Raw genomic sequence first — 17,259 nt, 5'->3', positions numbered from 1 at the left:
GATCTGCAAGGTCTGACCCGGGAGCAGTGTCTCCCGAGCGGAGATCCCGTTCCAGTCCGCAAGCGCCAGCGATTGCACCCCGTGGGCACGGGCGATAGAGGTCAGGCTCTCGCCTCCTTTCACCACATGGAGGCGAGTCTCTTGGCTGCTCGTCTTACCCGACCGAGACAGGGCCGTCGCCTGCATTGGGGCCAGGGATGCCATGGCGGGCATGATCTGGAATTTGTCGATCTTTTTCCCAATCCGCTGACCGGACCCGGCAGGAACCAGGACTTGGTTGGGTCCATGGGGCGCGGTCCGGCCAAGTTTGAGTGCGGGATTCAGTCGCTGCAGCTCGGCGAGTTGGATACCGCCGGCCATGGCCAGGCGCCTGAGCTCGATCGGTCCTGTTGCCCGGACGACCTCCAGCTGGGGGTGATCGGGTACCGGGGGCAGCGTGAGACCGTATTTCCTCGGCTCCGCGACGAGACGCGCCGTCGCCAGGATCTTCGGGACGTACTGCCTGGTCTCGTTGGGAAGGTTCAGCGTCCAGAAATCCGTGGGCCGGCCGCTGCGACGGTTGGCCGCCTGGGCGGCGGCAACCCGGCCATGGCCGCAGTTGTAAGCGGCCATGGCCAAGGCCCAGTCGCCGTCGAAGCGCCGATTCAGCTGCTCCAGGTAGCTCAGCGCGGCGCTGGTCGATGCCAGAAGATCGCGACGACCGTCATAGAAGGCGTCCTGGCGCAGGCCCATTGCGCGCCCGGTATAGGGCATGAACTGCCAAATCCCTGCGGCCGCCTTGGGTGACGTGGCTGCGGGGTTGAAGCGGCTCTCGACGTAGGGCAGCAGAGCCAGCTCCATCGGGAGGCCGCGCCGTTCGATCTCGGAGACGATGACGTGCAGGTAGGGTGTCGCTTGCTGCGACATCCTGGACAGATATTGAGGGTCGCGCCTGAAGCGCTCGAGGGTGCTGTCGATTCGGGAATCGGCGTAGTGCTCCAGCTTCATCCCGGCCCGCACCCGATTCCAGAGATCGCCGCGCGCATCCGTTCGACCCGCTTGTGCCGTCCGACCACCGGCTCCCCGCTCCATCACGACCACGTCCCATGCCGGCCTCACGTAGCCATACTCGCGGGCCGACACGATGCCCGCGTAACCGCTTTCCGCATCGCGGACCTGGCTGTTCGTGGCGCATCCACTCAGGAGCAGGGTCAAAGTGCCGACCGCATAGAGGGCGCGTGCGAGACGCGCAGCAAAAGGCATAGACTTCCCCCCAATAATTCCTAGTAACTATTTGTTTAGTAGAATTTTCTAGGAACTTTACCAACATGATACCGAAAGCCGGCCGCCAATGCCAGAGTCGTGACGCGCGAGTTCGGGCGGCGGCTCAGAGGACAGTCGGCGCGATCACGGTTACCATGCGGGTCTTCGCGAGGCATTGCCATGACGGTTTTCAAGGGTCCGGGATCGCCCCTGAGAGGGCTTCAAGAGTGGTACGGGTCGCCGCTTGGCAGAGAAGTGGCAGCCCTCGAGGGCGCTTGTGTTCAGCGCCTGCTGAGCGACACCTTTGGCTACTATCTGGTCCAAGTCGGCGCTGCCGATTGCTTTTGCGATGCCATGGCTGCGAGCCGGATCCGGCGGCGGATTTGCATGCCCTGCGAGCGACCTTCCGGTAACGGCGGGGCGGAGATCGTCGCTCTGCCGAGCCAGCTGCCCTTGGCCGCAGACTCGATCGATGCCATCCTGCTGCCCCACACCCTGGATTTCTCGCCTGATCCGCGAGCCGTGCTCCGCGAGGTTGAGCGGGCCCTGATCCCGGAAGGGAGGGTGATCGTCCTCGGCTTCAATGCCCTCAGTGCTTGGGGACTCTGGTCTCTGATGCGGGGTTCCGGCAGTCAGGTGCCCTGGTGTGGCCGCTTTCGCACCGCGTACCAGGTTGGGGATTGGTTGTCCGTGCTGGGGTTCGTTATCGAGTCGCGTGAGCACATCGTGTTCAGGCCGCCGTTCCGCCGTGCCTTTGGGCCAAGCTGTGCCTCGTTCGATACGCTGGGACGCCGTCTCTGGCCCATTCTTGGCGGCGTCTATCTGATTCGGGGTGTCAAGCGAGTGGCGACTCTGACGCCGCTGCGACCCTCCTGGCTTCGTCGGCGCGCCCTCATGCCCGGCGGTGCGGTGGAGCCCACGACGCGGGAGACGGGACATGCCTGAGTGTGTGCAGGCCTTCACCGACGGGGCATGCAAAGGGAATCCAGGGCCCGGAGGATGGGGTGTCTTGTTGCGTTGGGGTGAGGTCGAGAAGGAGATCTGCGGAGGCGAGCTCGATACCACCAACAACCGCATGGAGCTCATGGCGGTGATCGTGGCACTCGAGTCGTTGAAGCGCACGGTCTGCGTGGACATCGTGACCGATTCCCAATACGTCAAACGCGGGGTCGAGGAGTGGATGCCGCGCTGGAAGCGCAATGGCTGGCGCACCGCCGAGCGCAAGCCCGTCAAGAATCGCGACCTGTGGGAGCGTCTCGACGCCGCGCTCGGAGCGCATCAGGTGCGATGGCGCTGGGTCAAGGGTCACGCGGGGCACCGCGAGAACGAGCGTGCCGACCAGCTGGCGAATCGCGGCATCAGGACCTAAACCATGCGGCAGATTGTGCTCGATACCGAGACCACCGGTCTCGACCCCCAGGATGGACATCGAATCATCGAGATCGGTTGTGTCGAGCTGATCGACCGGCGGCTCACCGGAAACAACTTCCACCGCTATATCCAGCCGGATCGGGAGATCGACGCAGGCGCGGTGGATGTCCATGGGATCACCACCGCCTTTCTCGCCGACAAGCCACGCTTCGCGGAGGTGGCAGAGGTCCTACTGCGGTATCTCGAGGGGGCGGAGCTCATCATCCACAACGCTGCCTTCGACGTCGGCTTTCTCGATTACGAGCTCTCCCGATGGAGGGATGGGGCGCCCCGGGTCAGCGATCTGTGCGAGGTCACCGATACCCTGGCGATGGCGCGCCGTCTCCACCCCGGCCAGCGCAACAGCCTGGACGCGCTGTGCAAGCGTTACGCCGTCGACAACCGGCATCGTGATCTGCACGGCGCTTTGCTCGACGCCGAGATCCTTGCGGATGTCTATCTGGCAATGACCGGGGGCCAAGTGGCCTTCTGTCTCGGGGGTGAGCCATCCGCGGATCCGGCGCAGGGCGCCGAACGCCGTCATCGCGGTCGGATCGACCCGAATCGCCCACCCTTGCCGATCGTTCGCGCCGAACCCCAGGCGCTCGCCGCACATGCCGAACGGCTTCGTGCGATTCAGGAGGCCAGCCCGGAAGGCTGTGTGTGGCTGCGAATGATGGTCCGGAACGGCTTGGAGGCCGAGTGAGCAGGTGTTCCAGCCCGATGGGCTCTAGGAGCCTGTCGGACTTAGGATGAATCGGCTACGGAAGCGGGAGAACGGTCCATGTCACCCCGCTTTTTCGCTACATAGCCCCCACTATGCGCCTCACAACCGGAACGCAATGGCCTCGCTCTCCCACTCCCTCGCTTCGATCCCCCTCAGTCCGACAGGCTCCTAGGAGGCGCGTCTCTCGGGGCGTTCCGTTCTGAAAGGCTCGCGCCGTCGAAAACGGCCGGGCCTTTCAGGTCTGCTGCTGATGCTGACGGCGGTTTTGGCCGGCGCCGCCCACCAGGGACTGGAGGGCGTGTACATCCAGGAGCTGGATGTGCTTGCGGTCGACCCGCATCAGTCCGTCGTCCTGGAATCGGGTGAAAAGACGGCTGACGGTCTCGACGGCGAGCCCCAGGTAGTTCCCGATCTCGTGGCGAGACATGCTGAGATAGAAATCGGTTGCCGACAGCCCGCGTTTCTGCAGACGCCTGGACAAGCTGAGGAGGAACGCGGCCAGCCTCTCCTCGGCATTTTTTTTGCCGAGGAGGAGCAGCATGTCGGTATCGTGCCCGATCTCTTTGCTCAACAGCCGGTACATCTGGTGCTGCAGGCTGGGGATCGTCGCCGTGAGCTCCTCGAGACGGGAGAAAGGGATCTCGCAGATGGCAGAGGTCTCAAGGACCTTCGCCGAGCAGGCGTGGGCGTCCTTGTCAATCGCATCAAGACCGATGATCTCGCCGGGGAGGTGAAATCCCAGAACCTGCTCGCCCCCTTCGGGACTGGGCGCGAACGTCTTGACCGATCCGGTCTTGACGACATACAGGGAGCGGAAGCGATCGCCGTCGCGGAACAGGAAATCGCCCCGGTGCAGAGGACGTGTCCGCTTGACGATACCGTCCAGTCGCTCGACGTCCTCGGCGGTCAGCCCCATCGGGAGGCATAGGGAGGAAAGGGAGCAATTCCTGCAGGCGACACGAATCGTCTCGAGCGAGATCACTTTGCGCTGACTCACGGCATCGCCCCTCGTAATCGATAGGCTGGATTTGAACCGTCGCTTGACCTGCATCAAGCGAACATCATCTTTTTGTAACCGGGTCGCCGTCGGATTGCAAGTGCCGGAGGGTTTGGCGTCGATAGGCCGGGAGAGACCGTGCAGCCGTCTGCCCGCCACGCGGCGTCCTCGGTTTCGAAGCAAAAAAAACCGCGCCCGAAAGGGCGCGGCCGGAGTCTTCGCGCAGTGAACGCGCGACCGCCGGCTTATTTGGACTCGCCCGTCGCAGGGGCAGCGGGGGCGGCAGGGGCCGCATACGGAGCGGCATAGGGCACACCACCGTAGTAGGGCATGCCACCATAGTAGGGCGCGCCGTAGCCCCATCCCGGATATCCGTATCCGCCGTAGGGGTAGCCGTAACCGTAGCCGCGGCCGTAACCGTAGCCGCGCCCGCGTCCATAGCCGCGGCCACCGCCGCTCATGTTCATGTTGAAGTCACCGTAACCGTCGCCCAGCATGTCGCCGAACAGATCGCCGAGGCCGGAGCCATAGCCAGGACCACCCCAGCCCGGACCACCCCACCACGCCTGGGCGGAGCTCATGGAGAAGGCTGCGGCGCCCGCGATCGCGGCGACGCCCATCACTTTTGCAAACTGACGCATCTTTGACGCTCCTGTGTTTTCACTCGTCTTCGTTCGACATCGATTCGGATTCGATGTAGCGGCGCCGAATCAGGGCCCGAGGCGCCGCAGACGTGTTTCGTCTGTGCGAAACGTCTCGGAATATACGCGGCCCGTCCTCGTTTGTGAAGGCCGTTCCGGCCGCTCGCCGCGCCCGCGACGTGTCCCGGCAAGGCGCGCGGGACGGCTGCTCAAGCGGCGCCCGCGTTGAGCAGTTGCCGGGATTTTGGTAGCGTGTCGGGGGATCCGGGCCGCTGCCCATGACTGCCTGCTCAACCCTATGACCAAGTTCATCTTCATCACTGGCGGTGTCGTCTCGTCGTTGGGTAAAGGCATCGCGTCGGCCTCGCTCGGGGCGCTGCTGGAGGCGCGCGGTCTGCGGGTGACCATGATCAAGCTGGATCCCTACATCAATGTGGACCCGGGCACCATGAGTCCCTTTCAGCACGGCGAAGTCTATGTCACCGACGACGGTGCCGAGACGGACCTCGACCTGGGGCACTATGAGCGGTTCCTGCGAACCCCCATGGGCCGCAACAACAATTTCACGACGGGTCAGATCTACGAGAGCGTCATCCGCAAGGAGCGCCGTGGCGACTACCTCGGAAGAACGGTCCAGGTGATCCCGCACATCACGGACGAGATCAAGCAGAGTATCCGTCTCGGGGCCGAAGGTGCGGATGTGGCCATGGTGGAGATCGGCGGGACGGTGGGCGACATCGAGTCTCTCCCGTTTCTGGAAGCGATCCGTCAGATGCGCGTCGAAGAGGGGCGGGAAAACGCCCTCTTCATGCATCTTACCCTGGTCCCTTACATCCGCACGGCCGGCGAGATCAAGACCAAGCCCACGCAGCACTCGGTCAAGGAGCTTCGCTCGATCGGTATCCAGCCCGACGTTCTGCTGTGCCGAGCCGAGCAGCATCTGCCCGACGACGAGCGGCGCAAGATCGCCCTGTTCACAAACGTCCCCGAAGATGCGGTGATCTCTGCGGTCGATGCCGACAACATCTATCGGATCCCCAGCCTTCTGCATGCCCAGCGGCTCGACGAGCTCGTGGTCAGACAGTTTCATCTCGATGTCGGCGAGGCCGATCTTCGGGAATGGGAACGCGTGTTGGACGGGTTCGATCATCCCGAGCAGGTGGTCCGAGTCGGCATGGTCGGCAAGTACATGCACCTGACGGAGGCCTATAAGTCGCTGTCCGAGGCCCTCGCGCATGCGGGTGTGCACACCCGGACCAAGGTCGAGATCGTCTACCTGGATTCCGAGGAGATTGAGAAACAGGGCACGGGCTGCCTCGAGGCGCTCGATGCGATCCTGGTCCCGGGTGGGTTCGGCGAACGCGGGATCGAGGGCAAGATCCGGGCTGCTCAGCTCGCGCGCGAGCAGCGTATCCCCTATCTCGGGATCTGCCTCGGCATGCAGGTCGCCGTCATCGAATACGCTCGCCACATCGCGGGCCTGGATGGTGCGCACAGCACGGAGTTCGACCGCCAGTCGCCGCATCCCGTGATCGCATTGATCACCGAATGGCGCGATGAGCGCGGTCATGTCGAGACGCGTGCCGAGGGCTGCGACCTGGGCGGCTCGATGCGGCTCGGCGGTCAGAATTGCCGTCTTGAGCCGGGCAGCCTGGCGCGGGCCGTCTACGGCAAGGCCCAGATCCGCGAGCGTCATCGCCATCGCTACGAGTTCAACAACCGCTATCTCAACGTCATGAAGGATGCCGGGATGCGGTTCGCGGGGTGGTCACTGGATAACCGCCTCGTCGAGATCATCGAGATCCCGGATCATCCCTGGTTCATCGCCTGCCAGTTTCATCCCGAGTTCACCTCGACCCCGCGCGACGGTCACCCGCTGTTCTGCGGCTTCGTGCGCGCCGCCCTGGCCAGACAGGCGCTGTCGCGGGAAGCCGCCGCGTGATGCAGCTGGCCCATTTCGAGGTCGGGTTGGACCGGCCGCTGTTCCTGATCGCTGGGCCCTGTGTCATCGAGAGCCCAGGGTTGGCGGAGGACACCGCCGGTGCGCTCAAGGAGATCACCGCCGAGCTCGGGATGCACTTCATCTACAAGTCGTCCTTCGACAAGGCCAACCGCTCCTCTGCCCGCAGCTTTCGGGGCCCCGGCGTCGAGCAAGGTTTGACGATCCTCGAGGCGGTTCGGAAGCGGATTGGCGTGCCAGTGCTGACGGATGTCCACGAGGATACGCCGCTGGCCGAGGTCGCGGCCGTGGTGGACGTCCTTCAGACGCCGGCCTTCCTCTGTCGACAGACCAATTTCATCCACGCCGTCGCCCGTCAGGGCAAGCCGGTCAACATCAAGAAAGGGCAGTTCTTGGCGCCTTGGGACATGCGCCATGTGGTCGAGAAGGCGCGTTCCGCCGGCAACGAGCAGATCATGGTGTGCGAGCGCGGGGTCTCATTCGGTTACAACAACCTGGTCTCGGACATGCGTTCACTCGTGGTGATGCGTGAGACCGGCTGCCCGGTCTTGTTCGATGCGACCCACTCCGTGCAACTGCCCGGCGGGCAGGGTGATCGTTCGGGTGGTCAGCGCGAGTTCGTGCCCGTTTTGGCCCGGGCGGCCGTCGCCGTCGGGATCGCCGGCATCTTCGCGGAGACCCATCCGCGCCCGGATCAGGCCCTGAGCGATGGTCCCAATGCCTGGCCGCTCGGGCAGGTGCGCGCGCTCCTCGAGACCTTGATCCAGATCGACCGGTTGGTTAAGTCAGCGGGTTTTGACGAGCAGGCGGCCTGACCGACGGCGGTGGCAGGGACGGCCGCGGGCGAGGCCCGGCCCCCGATGATCACGAAGTGATCGCTGGATCTGGTGTCGCACCCCGTCGAGTCGATCGTTTCGAGGGGATCCGCTGGGACTCGATGCATCGAAGGCGGCTCTGTTCAGGAATCGACACGCGAACCTTTGGGAGAACCATGTCATGTCCGAGATCGTCGACGTCCGCGCCCGCGAGGTCCTGGACTCTCGCGGAAACCCCACTGTCGAGGCCGATGTGATCACGGCCGATGGTGCGATCGGCCGTTTCATCGTGCCATCCGGCGCCTCGACCGGGTCACGCGAGGCCTTGGAGCTGCGCGATGGCGATCCCTCGCGGTACGGTGGAAAGGGGGTGCTGACTGCCGTCGGGAACGTCCAAGGGGAGCTGCGTGACGCGCTTGTCGGGCTGGACGTCGGCGATCAGGAGGCGCTCGACCGCTGCATGATCGAGCTCGACGGCACGGAGAACAAGTCCAGGCTCGGCGCCAACGCGCTGCTCGGTGTCTCGCTCGCGGCCGCTCATGCCGCCGCCCAGGAAAAGGCACTGCCCTTGTTCCTGTCCCTTTCGAGCGGTCCGTACCGCATGCCCGTGCCCATGATGAACATCCTCAACGGAGGCGAGCACGCGGACAACAGTGTGGATTTCCAGGAGTTCATGATCCTCCCGGTCGGGGCGCCCAGCATTCGCGAGGCGGTCCGTTATGGTGCCGAGGTCTTCCATGCGCTGAAGTCCGTCTTGCGCGGTCGTGGCCTGTCCACCGGGGTCGGCGACGAGGGCGGTTTCGCTCCCGATCTGCCGTCCAACGAGGCCGCCGTCGAGGCCATCCTGGAGGCGATCGACAAGGCGGGGTTCAAGGCCGGCTCGGACATCTACCTCGGCATGGATGTGGCCGCCTCGGAGTTTTACGAAGACGGGATCTATCACCTCAAGGGTGAGGGGCGCAGACTCGACTCCGACGGAATGACCGATCTCTTGCTCGATTGGGTCGGGAAGTACCCGATCCTTTCTATCGAGGACGGATTGGCGGAGGGTGACTGGGACGGCTGGAAGCGCCAGACCGAGCGTCTCGGGGGCAAGGTTCAGATCGTCGGCGATGACCTCTTCGTGACCAATACCCGCATTCTCCGGGAAGGGATCGATCGCGGCATTGCCAATTCCATCCTCATCAAGGTCAACCAGATCGGTACCCTGACCGAGACCTTGGCGGCGATCACGATGGCACACGAGGCTGGCTACACGGCCGTGGTTTCGCACCGATCCGGTGAGACGGAGGACACCACCATTGCGGATCTGGTGGTCGCTGCCGGAACGGGTCAGATCAAGACGGGCTCGCTGTCGCGCTCGGATCGGGTCGCCAAGTACAATCAGCTGATGCGGATCGAGGATCAGCTGGGCGACGAAGCCGTCTATGCGGGTCGCGCCGCTTTCAAATGGCTTTGATATCCGATTGCTCGGCATCGGGCAGGCCCGATCCCCGTTCTCGGTTCTGACAGGTTCTGCAATGCGCTGGTTGATTGCCGTTCTCGCTCTCCTGCTGGTGGCCCTCCAGTTCCGGCTCTGGGTCGGCCAGGGCAGCCTCGCCGAGGTCCACGGGCTCAGACAGGAGATCCGTGCCCAAGAGGAAGAGCTAGTCGGTCTGCGGGCGCGAAACCAGGAGCTTCAGGCGGAGGTCGTGGACCTGCGCCAAGGCGTTGAGGCCCTGGAGGAGCGCGCGCGGCGCGACCTGGGCATGATCAAGCAGGGCGAGATCTTCATCCAGGTCATCGAGCGCAACCCCCCGGCCGCACAGCCATGACATCCGGGCCCGTATTATGGGCGGTCCTTCCGGCCGCGGGGATCGGGCGAAGAATGGGCAGCCCGACACCGAAGCAGTATCTGGATCTCGCCGGCCGCGCGGTGATCGACCATGCCCTGGACCTGTTCGTTGCCGATACACGTATTCAGGGGGTCGTGGTCGCTCTGGACCGTGAGGATCATTATTGGCCATTGACCGCGTACGCCGGCCATTCCAAGGTGATTCGCGCGCACGGGGGTGCCGAGCGTTGTCATTCCGTCCTGAATGCGCTCGAGATACTGGGTGCGCACGCGCGTCCAGAGGATTGGGTGCTGGTCCACGACGCCGCGCGTCCTTGTCTGCGTCCCGGCGACCTCGATCGTTTGATCGAGATCCTGCTCGATGATCCGATCGGCGGCCTGCTCGGCATTCCGGTGCGTGACACCATGAAGCGGGCCGAGGCCTCGGACCGGATCGGTGAGACGGTCGATCGCGCCTCGCTCTGGCATGCCTTCACGCCCCAGATGTTTCGGCTCGGTCAACTGGCTGCCGCCTTGCGGGATGCCTTGGCGGCCAACGATCTGGTCACCGACGATGCCTCGGCCATGGAGCGTTTCGGCCAGGCGCCGCGTTTGGTCGAGGGTCATGCCGACAACATCAAGATCACGCGCGCAGAGGATCTGCCACTCGCCCGTTTTTACCTGCAACAACAAGGGCGCGTGGGCTCATCCGGCTAAACCGCTTCGCCGCCGAAGATAACGGCCCGGGCCAGGCCGAAAAGCCGCCTGAACCGGCGCTTGTCACTCAGGGGCGGTTTCGGTGGGGGTGTGAGAAAGGCATGCTTATCGGTCAGGGTTTCGATGCCCATCGTTTCGCCCACGCGCGCCGTCTGGTTCTCGGGGGTGTGGAGATTCCGTACGATCAAGGTCTACTCGCCCATTCGGACGGGGACGTCGTCATCCATGCACTGTGCGACGCCCTGCTCGGCGCGGCCGGCCTTGGTGATATCGGTCGACACTTCCCCGACAGCGACGCCGCCTATGCGGACATCGACAGCCGCATTCTGCTGCGGCGCGTGATCGCCAGCCTGGGCGAGCGCGGACTCGCGGTCCATAATGCCGATCTCACCATCATCGCCCAGCGCCCCAAGCTGGCGGCGCATATCCCCGAGATGTGTGCCCGTCTCGCGTCCGACATGGCCTGCGACCCCTCACGTGTCAACGTCAAGGCGACGACCACCGAGCAGATGGGGTTCACAGGGCGCGGCGAGGGCATCGCGGCCTCCGCGGTCGTGCTGCTGACGGACGCGTAGGGTGACGCTGCCGAGTTGGACGCCGGTCGGAGCACTCCCAAGGGCGCACGGTGCTCCGCTTTTCAAAGGTCGACTGCGGGTTCGCCCCGAGGATTTCCTGGTCGACGAGCACCTCGGTTTCGACCCGGACGGGGAGGGCGACCACCTGCTGTTGCACGTCCGCAAGACCGACGCCAACACCCAGTGGGTCGCCCGTCGTCTCGCTCGTCTCGCCGGCGCGCCGATCGCTGCGGTCGGCTACGCGGGGCTGAAGGACCGTCATGCGGTGACCACCCAGTGGTTCTCCATCCCACGTCCGCGCGGCGGGATACCCGATTGGTCCGGCCTTCGGGAGGAGGGCATCGACGTCCTGGAAGGCCACTCACATCGACGGAAGCTGCGGCGCGGCGCCCTGCGCGGGAACCGCTTCGAGATCCTGGTGCGCGCCACTGCGCCCGCCAGGCCCGGCCTCGAGCAGCGCCTCGCGAGCATCCGGGCGCACGGGATCCCCAACTATTTTGGGGAGCAACGCTTCGGGCAGGAGCAGTCCAATCTAGTACGCGCCCACGCCCTCTTCGAGGGCAAGGCCGCGCGGGTCCCGCGTCATCAGTCCGGTCTTTGGCTCTCCGCCGCGCGGTCACAACTCTTCAACGAGGTCCTTGCCGAACGGGTGCGTGGCGCCGATTGGGACCAGCCCCTAGACGGGGACTGTCTGCAGCTCGCCGGCTCCCATTCCTATTTCGTGGCCGAGACGATCGACGCGCGGTTGCGCGAGCGTTGCGACGGCATGGACACCCACCCGACGGGTCCCTTGTGGGGCAGGGGTGAGCCGCCCACCCGCGCGGCTGTCCGCAGGCTCGAGGAGGGGATCGCCGAGCGCTTCCCGACCTGGTGCGACGGGCTCGGCGCCTTTGGTCTCGCCCAAGAGCGGCGCCCCCTGCGGGTACCGGTTACCGCCCTGACTGCCGACTGGGTGGCCGATGGCCTGCTCCTCACCTTCTCGCTTCCCGCCGGATCTTACGCGACGGCGGCGCTGCGTGAGGTTGTCGACGTAAGCGAGGCCTGGCCGGCGTAACACGGGATCGAGGTCGCCCCGTTGCAACGGAATCGGCCCCTCGGTGCCGTCGTCGATCTGCGTCACGGCCGATCTCTCGCCGCTGCCCTCCAGGCTCCCTGCCGATACCCCCAACGCCCGGCGCCCTGCCCTCGACATCCATCCGTTACTCAGAGCGAACGGACCTGTCGCAAACGCGCACTGAGCTCCTCGATGCGTTCGAGCAGTTCGAGGGCGAGCGCGGCGCCGGCGAGGTTGACTCCGAGGTCGCGCTGCAGGCGCAGTACGATCCGCGTGCGCTTGATGCTGTCGGCGCGGAAACGCCAGAGGGCCCCGGGTCTGTCCGAGGGCTCGAGGATGCCCTGCTCGACGAGGGCCTCGATGGTCTCGGCCTTGACGTCACATGTGCGGCAGAGCTCGAGGAGGGTGATCTCGCTGTCCTCGTCGAGGAGCTCGCCGGTCAGCACGAGTTTGAGCTCGGTCTTTGCCATGGGTTCAGGACACCCCCAGGTGCGCGCGCGGGTTGAACCCGAGCTGGTCTTTCATCTGTTGGTAGAGGCGCTTCGCCGCCTCGCTGTCGGCGGGGGGCAGGGTCACCTGCAGTACCACATAGAGATCACCCGGCTTCTTCCCCGGCAGCCCGCGCTCCTTGAGACGCAGCCTGCGTCCCTGGTTGGAGTTGGCTGGGATCTTGAGGTCGACGACACCGGAGGGTGTCGGGGCCTTGATCGATGCACCCAGGGCCGCTTCCCAGGGGGCGACTGGCAGATTCAGGTAGAGGTCGGCGCCATCGACACGAAAGTATGGGTGGTCGCGAAACTCGACCTCGAGATAGAGGTCGCCCGACTCGCCGCCCCCGATGCCCGGGCCGCCCTGGCCGACCAGGCGGATCTGCTGGCCGGGGCGAATACCCTTTGGAATGCGCACGTTGAGCGACCGTTCACTGGCGACCACATGCCCATCCTCGGTCAGCTCGGGCATTCGCAAGGTGATGCTGCGGGTCGCGCCGCTGAAGCTGTCCACGAGGTCGATCAGCACCTTGGCATGGTGGTCCTCACCGCGCATGCGGAAGGTCCGCCGGCGTTCCCCACCGCGCGCGCGGGTGTAACCGCCACGCCCGAAGAGCTCCTCAAAGAATGCGCTGTGGTCGGCAGCGTCGGCATCGGTGTAGCCGCCGCCGCTGAACTCGAACCCGGCGTCCCAGTCGGGCGGTGGGCGAAACTCCTGCCCGGCCCTCCAGTTGGCCCCGAGCTGATCATAGGCCAGGCGCTTCTCCGGGTCCTTGAGGACCTCATAGGCCTCTCCGACCTCCTTGAAGCGTTCCTCGGCGTCGGCCTCCTTGCTGACGTCCGGGTGATATTTGCGGGCGAGCTTGCGGTAGGCACGCTTGATCTCGTCCTGGGTAGCGTCGCGCGCCACGCCCATGGTCTTGTAGTAGTCCTTGAATTCCATCCAGTGATCACCCGGAAGACTTGTCGTGGATCTGTGTGAAGGCGGCGCGGCCCGGCTCGAGCCGGCGGTGCCCCGAAACCCGCATCTCCGGCTGGCGGCGCACCGCCTCGGTCAGAGAGCTGCCCTCGTCCTGGCCGACACAGCCGGGGGGCGCGCCGATCATGGTCTGCAGCTCCTCGATGAACAGGATGATCCGCCCCTCCTGCTTGGCCGGCTCGTTGAGCACGCCCCTGAGCTGCTCCTCGAGCTCACTGCGGAATTTGGGCCCGGCATCAGGGCGCCTGTGTCGACGGCGAGCAGCGGGCGGGCGGAACCCCCGTCCTGATCGAGGAGCGCCATGAGCACATGCACGGGCTCGATGCACTGGTCACGCCTGGCGGCGAGGCTCTGGGCGTCCGCCAGAGCGAGCTGAAACCTCGTTGTCGGTTCGTCCATCCGCATGGCACCAGGCTCCTAGACTCTTGGTCCGTGCGGCGGTCCCTACACCGCGCAGCGCACGCCGTGCCGCGCAGGGTCCGCTGTGCGGACCGAAACAAGCTAGCGGCGCATCCTGCGATGCCGCATCAGAGATACGTCTCGATCCACTGCAGCAATTGCGGCAGGCCCATGGCGCCGGGCTGACTGACAATTTGCCTGCCCCCTCTGAAGATCACCAGAGTTGGGATGCTGCGGATGCCGTAGCGCTGGGCGAGCATGGGGTTCTGCTCCGTGTCCACCTTGCCCAGGCGGGCGCGGGGCTCGATGCGGGCCGCGGCCTGCTCGTAGGCCGGCGCCATCATCTTGCACGGCCCACACCAAGGCGCCCAGAAGTCGACCACCAGCGGCAGGTCGCCGCGGGTCAGATAGCGGTCGAAGTTGTGGTCGCTCAGGGCGACCGGATGACCCTCAAACAAGGGCCGCTTGCACTTGCCGCAGGTCGGCCGGTCGCTCAGCCTGGCGGCGGGAACGCGGTTAACGGCCTCACAGGAGGGGCAGACGAGGTTCAGGTTATCGACCATCGCTCACCTTCTTCATTGCCTGTCAGGAGAATAAAACTATATCCGACTCCAGGGTCGTCATTATTGTTCGCATTTTCAGCTCGCGGCCACGGCGAAGACCGCGATGCAGTCGAGCGCGACGGCGATGATCATCCCTGCGACCAGCAGCGTGGATGCCATACCGGCGAGCTAGATCAGGCTGTGTCGCCCAAGGGGGATTGCGCGGCGCCCCGGTCGCAGTGCGCAAAGCCGAGCAGCAGCAGGCCGATGATGAGACAGGTGATCGGAAGCGCCCGTTGCTCCAACATGCCGGGATCGCCGAGGCCCTTGGTCAGGCCGATCGTCGCGATGACCAGGATAACCCCAGTCGTCATGAGATGCTCGTTCGGCGCGGTATTCATGCCGGCACCGCCGGGCACGCACGACGACAGGATGTGCGGGTAAAGACAGACGGAGATCACGCAGGCCAGCATCAGCACGAGATCCCACGCGCGCGCCAGCGAGCGGATCGCCTCAGAGCACAGGTCCGGGGTGGCCGACAGACCCCTTGTTTTCGTTGCGCAGTCAACGTATCGATGGTGACATCTCAGTCCCCATCCAACTGCTCGAAGATGCAGTCGAGGCTGGTTTGATTCGCCCCTGTGGGATAGAAGCTGTTGATGTCGCTGGCGAACGTCGCCTGGTCGACCTCGCCGGCCGAGAGCTTGCTGAGCTCGTCGATGAAATAGGCGTCGCTGCTATTCACATCCAGCAGATAATCGATCGGTTGGTTTCCAATGGTGAGCTTGCCGCAGTTGGCGGAGACCTGATTGAGGAACGCGTTCGATTGCGGTCCCTCCGGAGCGAGGATTCCCCCGCCGCAGCCCGTGAGCGCAAGGGCGGTGAGGGCGAGACGAACGGCTTGGGGTCGGGCGTGCTTCATGATTGGTCCACCTCGTGGTCGGTTATCGATGAGAATCTTACTTTGTGAGATTGCCGGGCCATTGCCTGCCTGTTGTTCACGCCGACCGCCTGCGAGGAATCCTCCATTGGACGCAAGCAGCTGACGCTGGCCCCACAACAGCATATGGCAAAAATCGGGTCGCGCGCCCGCGCCGAGATGCTGTGCAGCCAGCCGTCGGTCACGAGATAGGCCAGAGGCAGGCAAACGGGGCCTTGCGCCTGAGCGTCGTTCCCGTGGGGGCGGCGTCCCCAGTGACAGCGCCTGGCTCAAGGGCTGACTCAATTGCGCCGGGGAGAAACCTGAAGACGAGGATTATCGCTGTACCGGCTCGGATTGACTGGACACAGATCTGTGTAAGGTGCGCACTGGCTCTTCATGTTGGTGTTGATGCTGGGTCTGGGCCTGGTGTTTCAAGCACGCCCGGCGGATTTGGGCTGGGTGCTCTTTGGGGGAGCGCTGGCCTACGCCGGTCTGCAGATCGGGAATCACTTCGGATACTGGCAGGGCCTGTACATCGGAGCGCTGCTGTTGGGAATCGATCCATCGGCAATTCCAGCGCCCGACACCATGCGCTACGGCATGGCCGGCAACTGGACGCCTGTATTCAGCGGCCGGCCGGGCATGTCAGTGTCCTAGCCGGCTATACGACGAAGGATGCCACCGACTTTGCGGTCGACGAGCGCTACCTGATCGGCGAGATCGCTGCTCAGCTGCCGGTCGCGAAAAACAGGGGATTACTACGCCGGGACACCCACCGGTTCCCGGTGACCGAGCAGTCGGCGACAGCGGACGGCTGTCGTACGCCCGAATTTTCCTTCTTCACCCCCCGCCTCTTGTGACGCCACGCCTATTGCCCCGATGAAGCGGTGCGCCGACACTCCCACGCTGGAACGTGGCTGCGAACAAACCCCGCCTGGAACCCAGAATCCTCCCGGCTATCGCCGTCGACCGATCTTGATTGCAATGCAGTCAACCCCTAGCCTGTCACGGAAGCAACGGGGGACACCCTGGCCAGCATCACGATCCGCAATCTCGACGACACACTGAAGCGCCGCCTGCGCATCCGCGCGGCAGAGCATGGCCGTTCGATGGAAGAGGAGGCGCGGGAAATCCTGCGTCTGGTCGTGGGCGAACCGGCCCCGCCCGCCAACCTCGCGGCCGCGATCCGTGCGCGGGCGGCCGTCTTCGGTGGTGCGGATATCGAACTTGCGCCCCGCGAGCCGATGCGCGAACCGCCGGTTCTGGATTAATACGGCGGTGGTCATCCTCGACACCAACGTCGTCTCGGAGCTCCTGCGCGCCGCGCCCGCGCCCAGGGTGGACGCATGGCTCGCCGGCCAGGACGGCGCCGACATCTATCTGACCGCGATCAGCGAGGCGGGGCTGCTCTATGGCGTCGCCACCATGGCGAAGGGCAAGCGCTGAAGACTGCTGTCGGATGCCGTGAATGGGATGCTGCGGGAGGATTCCGCGACCGCATCCTGCCCTTTGACAGCGCCGCCGCCAAGCAATACGCCGGCATCGGCGCGGAGCGCAGAGCCGCGGGACGCCCGATCAGCCAGTTCGATTGACAGATCGCCGCCATCGCCCGCGCCCATGGCGCCGCCATCGCCACCCGCAACATCGGCGACGTCGAGGGCTGCGGGGTCCAGGCCATCGATCCCTGGCGTCACCTCGGGGGCGATTGATCGGCACGGACGGGGCGTCGGATTCGAGCTCCACCAAGAAATCGCTGGAGAGACGATGCACAAGCCATTAGGCGCCGATCATTAGGGCGACCTGCTGATGGTGGCGGAGGGAGATTCGCCAAACAGGCGCCGGTATTCGACCGCGAACCTGCCGAGTTCCGTCAGGCCAACGCCAACCGCGGAGACTCCGATCCGTGCCCGCAACAGTCCAATCTCCCCCACCGACACGACGGCGACGTCGGCCTCGAATGCTCCGGGACTGACCTGGG

General features: G+C 65.0%; 22 protein-coding genes and 3 pseudogenes. 14 read left to right on the top strand and 11 right to left on the bottom strand.

Going from position 1 to position 17,259, the window contains the following annotated elements:
• A partial coding sequence (locus tag LJE61_RS13780; RefSeq protein ID WP_296918672.1) for a transglycosylase SLT domain-containing protein occupies nt 1–1,242 on the bottom strand: 1,242 nt, incomplete at its 3' end.
• A 180-nt stretch (nt 1,243–1,422) separates the two neighbouring features.
• Between LJE61_RS13780 and LJE61_RS13775 the strand changes: the two genes are divergently transcribed.
• From LJE61_RS13775 to dnaQ, 3 genes are read left to right on the top strand one after another with little or no spacing between them, the layout of a single operon-like run.
• Nucleotides 1,423–2,187 carry a class I SAM-dependent methyltransferase gene (locus LJE61_RS13775; RefSeq protein WP_296910088.1) on the top strand — a complete coding sequence of 255 codons (765 nt, stop codon included), beginning with the start codon at nt 1,423–1,425 and terminating at the stop codon, nt 2,185–2,187.
• Nucleotides 2,180–2,611: a ribonuclease HI gene (rnhA, locus tag LJE61_RS13770; protein WP_296910087.1), complete on the top strand. Its 432-nt coding sequence runs from the start codon at nt 2,180–2,182 to the stop codon at nt 2,609–2,611. Before LJE61_RS13775 ends, rnhA begins: the two co-directional genes overlap by 8 nt.
• Before the next feature lie 3 nt (nt 2,612–2,614).
• Nucleotides 2,615–3,358, top strand: coding sequence for a DNA polymerase III subunit epsilon (gene dnaQ / locus LJE61_RS13765; RefSeq protein WP_296910085.1), 744 nt, complete (start codon nt 2,615–2,617; stop codon nt 3,356–3,358).
• Between the two features lie 256 nt (nt 3,359–3,614).
• Here the strand turns inward: dnaQ and fnr are convergent, their stop codons facing one another.
• Together fnr and LJE61_RS13755 are read right to left on the bottom strand one after the other, a co-directional pair.
• Entirely contained in the window at nt 3,615–4,376 is a 762-nt protein-coding gene (gene fnr / locus LJE61_RS13760; RefSeq protein WP_296918670.1) for a fumarate/nitrate reduction transcriptional regulator Fnr, read from the bottom strand.
• Nucleotides 4,377–4,621: 245 nt separating this feature from the next.
• A complete protein-coding gene (locus LJE61_RS13755; protein WP_296910083.1) occupies nt 4,622–5,017 on the bottom strand; it encodes a sulfur globule family protein in 396 nt (131 codons plus the stop codon).
• A gap of 298 nt (nt 5,018–5,315) precedes the next feature.
• Here LJE61_RS13755 and pyrG point away from each other — a divergent pair, with 298 nt between their 5' ends.
• The 7 genes from pyrG to truD all read left to right on the top strand — a co-directional run bounded on the left by pyrG (nt 5,316) and on the right by truD (nt 11,951).
• A complete protein-coding gene (gene pyrG / locus LJE61_RS13750) occupies nt 5,316–6,959 on the top strand; it encodes a CTP synthase (RefSeq protein ID WP_296910082.1) in 1,644 nt (547 codons plus the stop codon).
• The gene (gene kdsA / locus LJE61_RS13745) at nt 6,959–7,792 is read left to right on the top strand and encodes a 3-deoxy-8-phosphooctulonate synthase (protein ID WP_296910104.1); all 834 of its coding nucleotides are present in this window, start codon (nt 6,959–6,961) and stop codon (nt 7,790–7,792) included. Before pyrG ends, kdsA begins: the two co-directional genes overlap by 1 nt.
• A gap of 181 nt (nt 7,793–7,973) precedes the next feature.
• Nucleotides 7,974–9,251: a phosphopyruvate hydratase gene (eno, locus tag LJE61_RS13740; RefSeq protein WP_296910081.1), complete on the top strand. Its 1,278-nt coding sequence runs from the start codon at nt 7,974–7,976 to the stop codon at nt 9,249–9,251.
• A gap of 61 nt (nt 9,252–9,312) precedes the next feature.
• Nucleotides 9,313–9,606 carry a cell division protein FtsB gene (ftsB, locus tag LJE61_RS13735; RefSeq protein WP_296910079.1) on the top strand — a complete coding sequence of 98 codons (294 nt, stop codon included), beginning with the start codon at nt 9,313–9,315 and terminating at the stop codon, nt 9,604–9,606.
• The gene (gene ispD / locus LJE61_RS13730) at nt 9,603–10,322 is read left to right on the top strand and encodes a 2-C-methyl-D-erythritol 4-phosphate cytidylyltransferase (protein WP_296910078.1); all 720 of its coding nucleotides are present in this window, start codon (nt 9,603–9,605) and stop codon (nt 10,320–10,322) included. The genes ftsB and ispD overlap by 4 nt, the downstream gene beginning before the upstream one ends.
• 101 nt (nt 10,323–10,423) lie before the next feature.
• On the top strand, nt 10,424–10,897 hold the full coding sequence (gene ispF / locus LJE61_RS13725; protein ID WP_296910076.1) for a 2-C-methyl-D-erythritol 2,4-cyclodiphosphate synthase: 474 nt from the start codon (nt 10,424–10,426) through the stop codon (nt 10,895–10,897).
• A gap of 1 nt (nt 10,898) precedes the next feature.
• Nucleotides 10,899–11,951, top strand: a complete 1,053-nt coding sequence (truD, locus tag LJE61_RS13720) for a tRNA pseudouridine(13) synthase TruD (RefSeq protein WP_296918668.1) — start codon at nt 10,899–10,901, stop codon at nt 11,949–11,951.
• Nucleotides 11,952–12,100: 149 nt separating this feature from the next.
• Here truD and LJE61_RS13715 read toward each other — a convergent pair whose 3' ends face one another.
• The 7 genes and pseudogenes from LJE61_RS13715 to LJE61_RS13685 form a co-directional block, all read right to left on the bottom strand.
• Nucleotides 12,101–12,421, bottom strand: coding sequence for a chaperone modulator CbpM (locus tag LJE61_RS13715; RefSeq protein WP_296910074.1), 321 nt, complete (start codon nt 12,419–12,421; stop codon nt 12,101–12,103).
• A gap of 4 nt (nt 12,422–12,425) precedes the next feature.
• Entirely contained in the window at nt 12,426–13,382 is a 957-nt protein-coding gene (locus LJE61_RS13710; RefSeq protein ID WP_296910073.1) for a DnaJ C-terminal domain-containing protein, read from the bottom strand.
• Between the two features lie 7 nt (nt 13,383–13,389).
• The gene (locus LJE61_RS13705) at nt 13,390–13,608 is read right to left on the bottom strand and encodes a hypothetical protein (RefSeq protein WP_296910108.1); all 219 of its coding nucleotides are present in this window, start codon (nt 13,606–13,608) and stop codon (nt 13,390–13,392) included.
• A 68-nt stretch (nt 13,609–13,676) separates the two neighbouring features.
• Nucleotides 13,677–13,823, bottom strand: a pseudogene (locus tag LJE61_RS13700) (Clp protease N-terminal domain-containing protein); the annotation flags it as partial.
• Between the two features lie 122 nt (nt 13,824–13,945).
• Entirely contained in the window at nt 13,946–14,380 is a 435-nt protein-coding gene (gene trxC / locus LJE61_RS13695) for a thioredoxin TrxC (RefSeq protein ID WP_296910072.1), read from the bottom strand.
• Nucleotides 14,381–14,553: 173 nt separating this feature from the next.
• Nucleotides 14,554–14,868: an Aq_097 family APC-type transporter gene (locus tag LJE61_RS13690; RefSeq protein ID WP_519972630.1), complete on the bottom strand. Its 315-nt coding sequence runs from the start codon at nt 14,866–14,868 to the stop codon at nt 14,554–14,556.
• Nucleotides 14,869–14,945: 77 nt separating this feature from the next.
• The gene (locus LJE61_RS13685) at nt 14,946–15,281 is read right to left on the bottom strand and encodes a hypothetical protein (protein WP_296910069.1); all 336 of its coding nucleotides are present in this window, start codon (nt 15,279–15,281) and stop codon (nt 14,946–14,948) included.
• A gap of 396 nt (nt 15,282–15,677) precedes the next feature.
• Between LJE61_RS13685 and LJE61_RS13680 the strand changes: the two genes are divergently transcribed.
• The 4 genes and pseudogenes from LJE61_RS13680 (at nt 15,678) to LJE61_RS13670 (ending at nt 16,727) form a co-directional block, all read left to right on the top strand.
• On the top strand, nt 15,678–15,938 hold the full coding sequence (locus LJE61_RS13680) for a hypothetical protein (RefSeq protein ID WP_296910067.1): 261 nt from the start codon (nt 15,678–15,680) through the stop codon (nt 15,936–15,938).
• Nucleotides 15,939–16,309: 371 nt separating this feature from the next.
• Nucleotides 16,310–16,372 (top strand): annotated as a pseudogene (locus tag LJE61_RS15400) (FitA-like ribbon-helix-helix domain-containing protein); the annotation flags it as partial.
• 18 nt (nt 16,373–16,390) lie between these two features.
• Nucleotides 16,391–16,552, top strand: coding sequence for a hypothetical protein (locus LJE61_RS13675; RefSeq protein WP_296910065.1), 162 nt, complete (start codon nt 16,391–16,393; stop codon nt 16,550–16,552).
• 7 nt (nt 16,553–16,559) lie between these two features.
• On the top strand, nt 16,560–16,727 hold the full coding sequence (locus tag LJE61_RS13670) for a PIN domain-containing protein (RefSeq protein ID WP_296910063.1): 168 nt from the start codon (nt 16,560–16,562) through the stop codon (nt 16,725–16,727).
• A 344-nt stretch (nt 16,728–17,071) separates the two neighbouring features.
• On the opposite strand, the pseudogene LJE61_RS13665 reads toward LJE61_RS13670, so the two are convergent.
• Nucleotides 17,072–17,259, bottom strand: a pseudogene (locus tag LJE61_RS13665) (AraC family transcriptional regulator); the annotation flags it as partial.

This window comes from Thiocapsa sp. (assembly GCF_022340925.1).
Classification (GTDB): Bacteria; Pseudomonadota; Gammaproteobacteria; order Chromatiales; family Chromatiaceae; genus Thiocapsa.
Note: the sequence above shows the minus strand (reverse complement) of the source record. Positions and strands in the feature narration are given on the sequence as shown.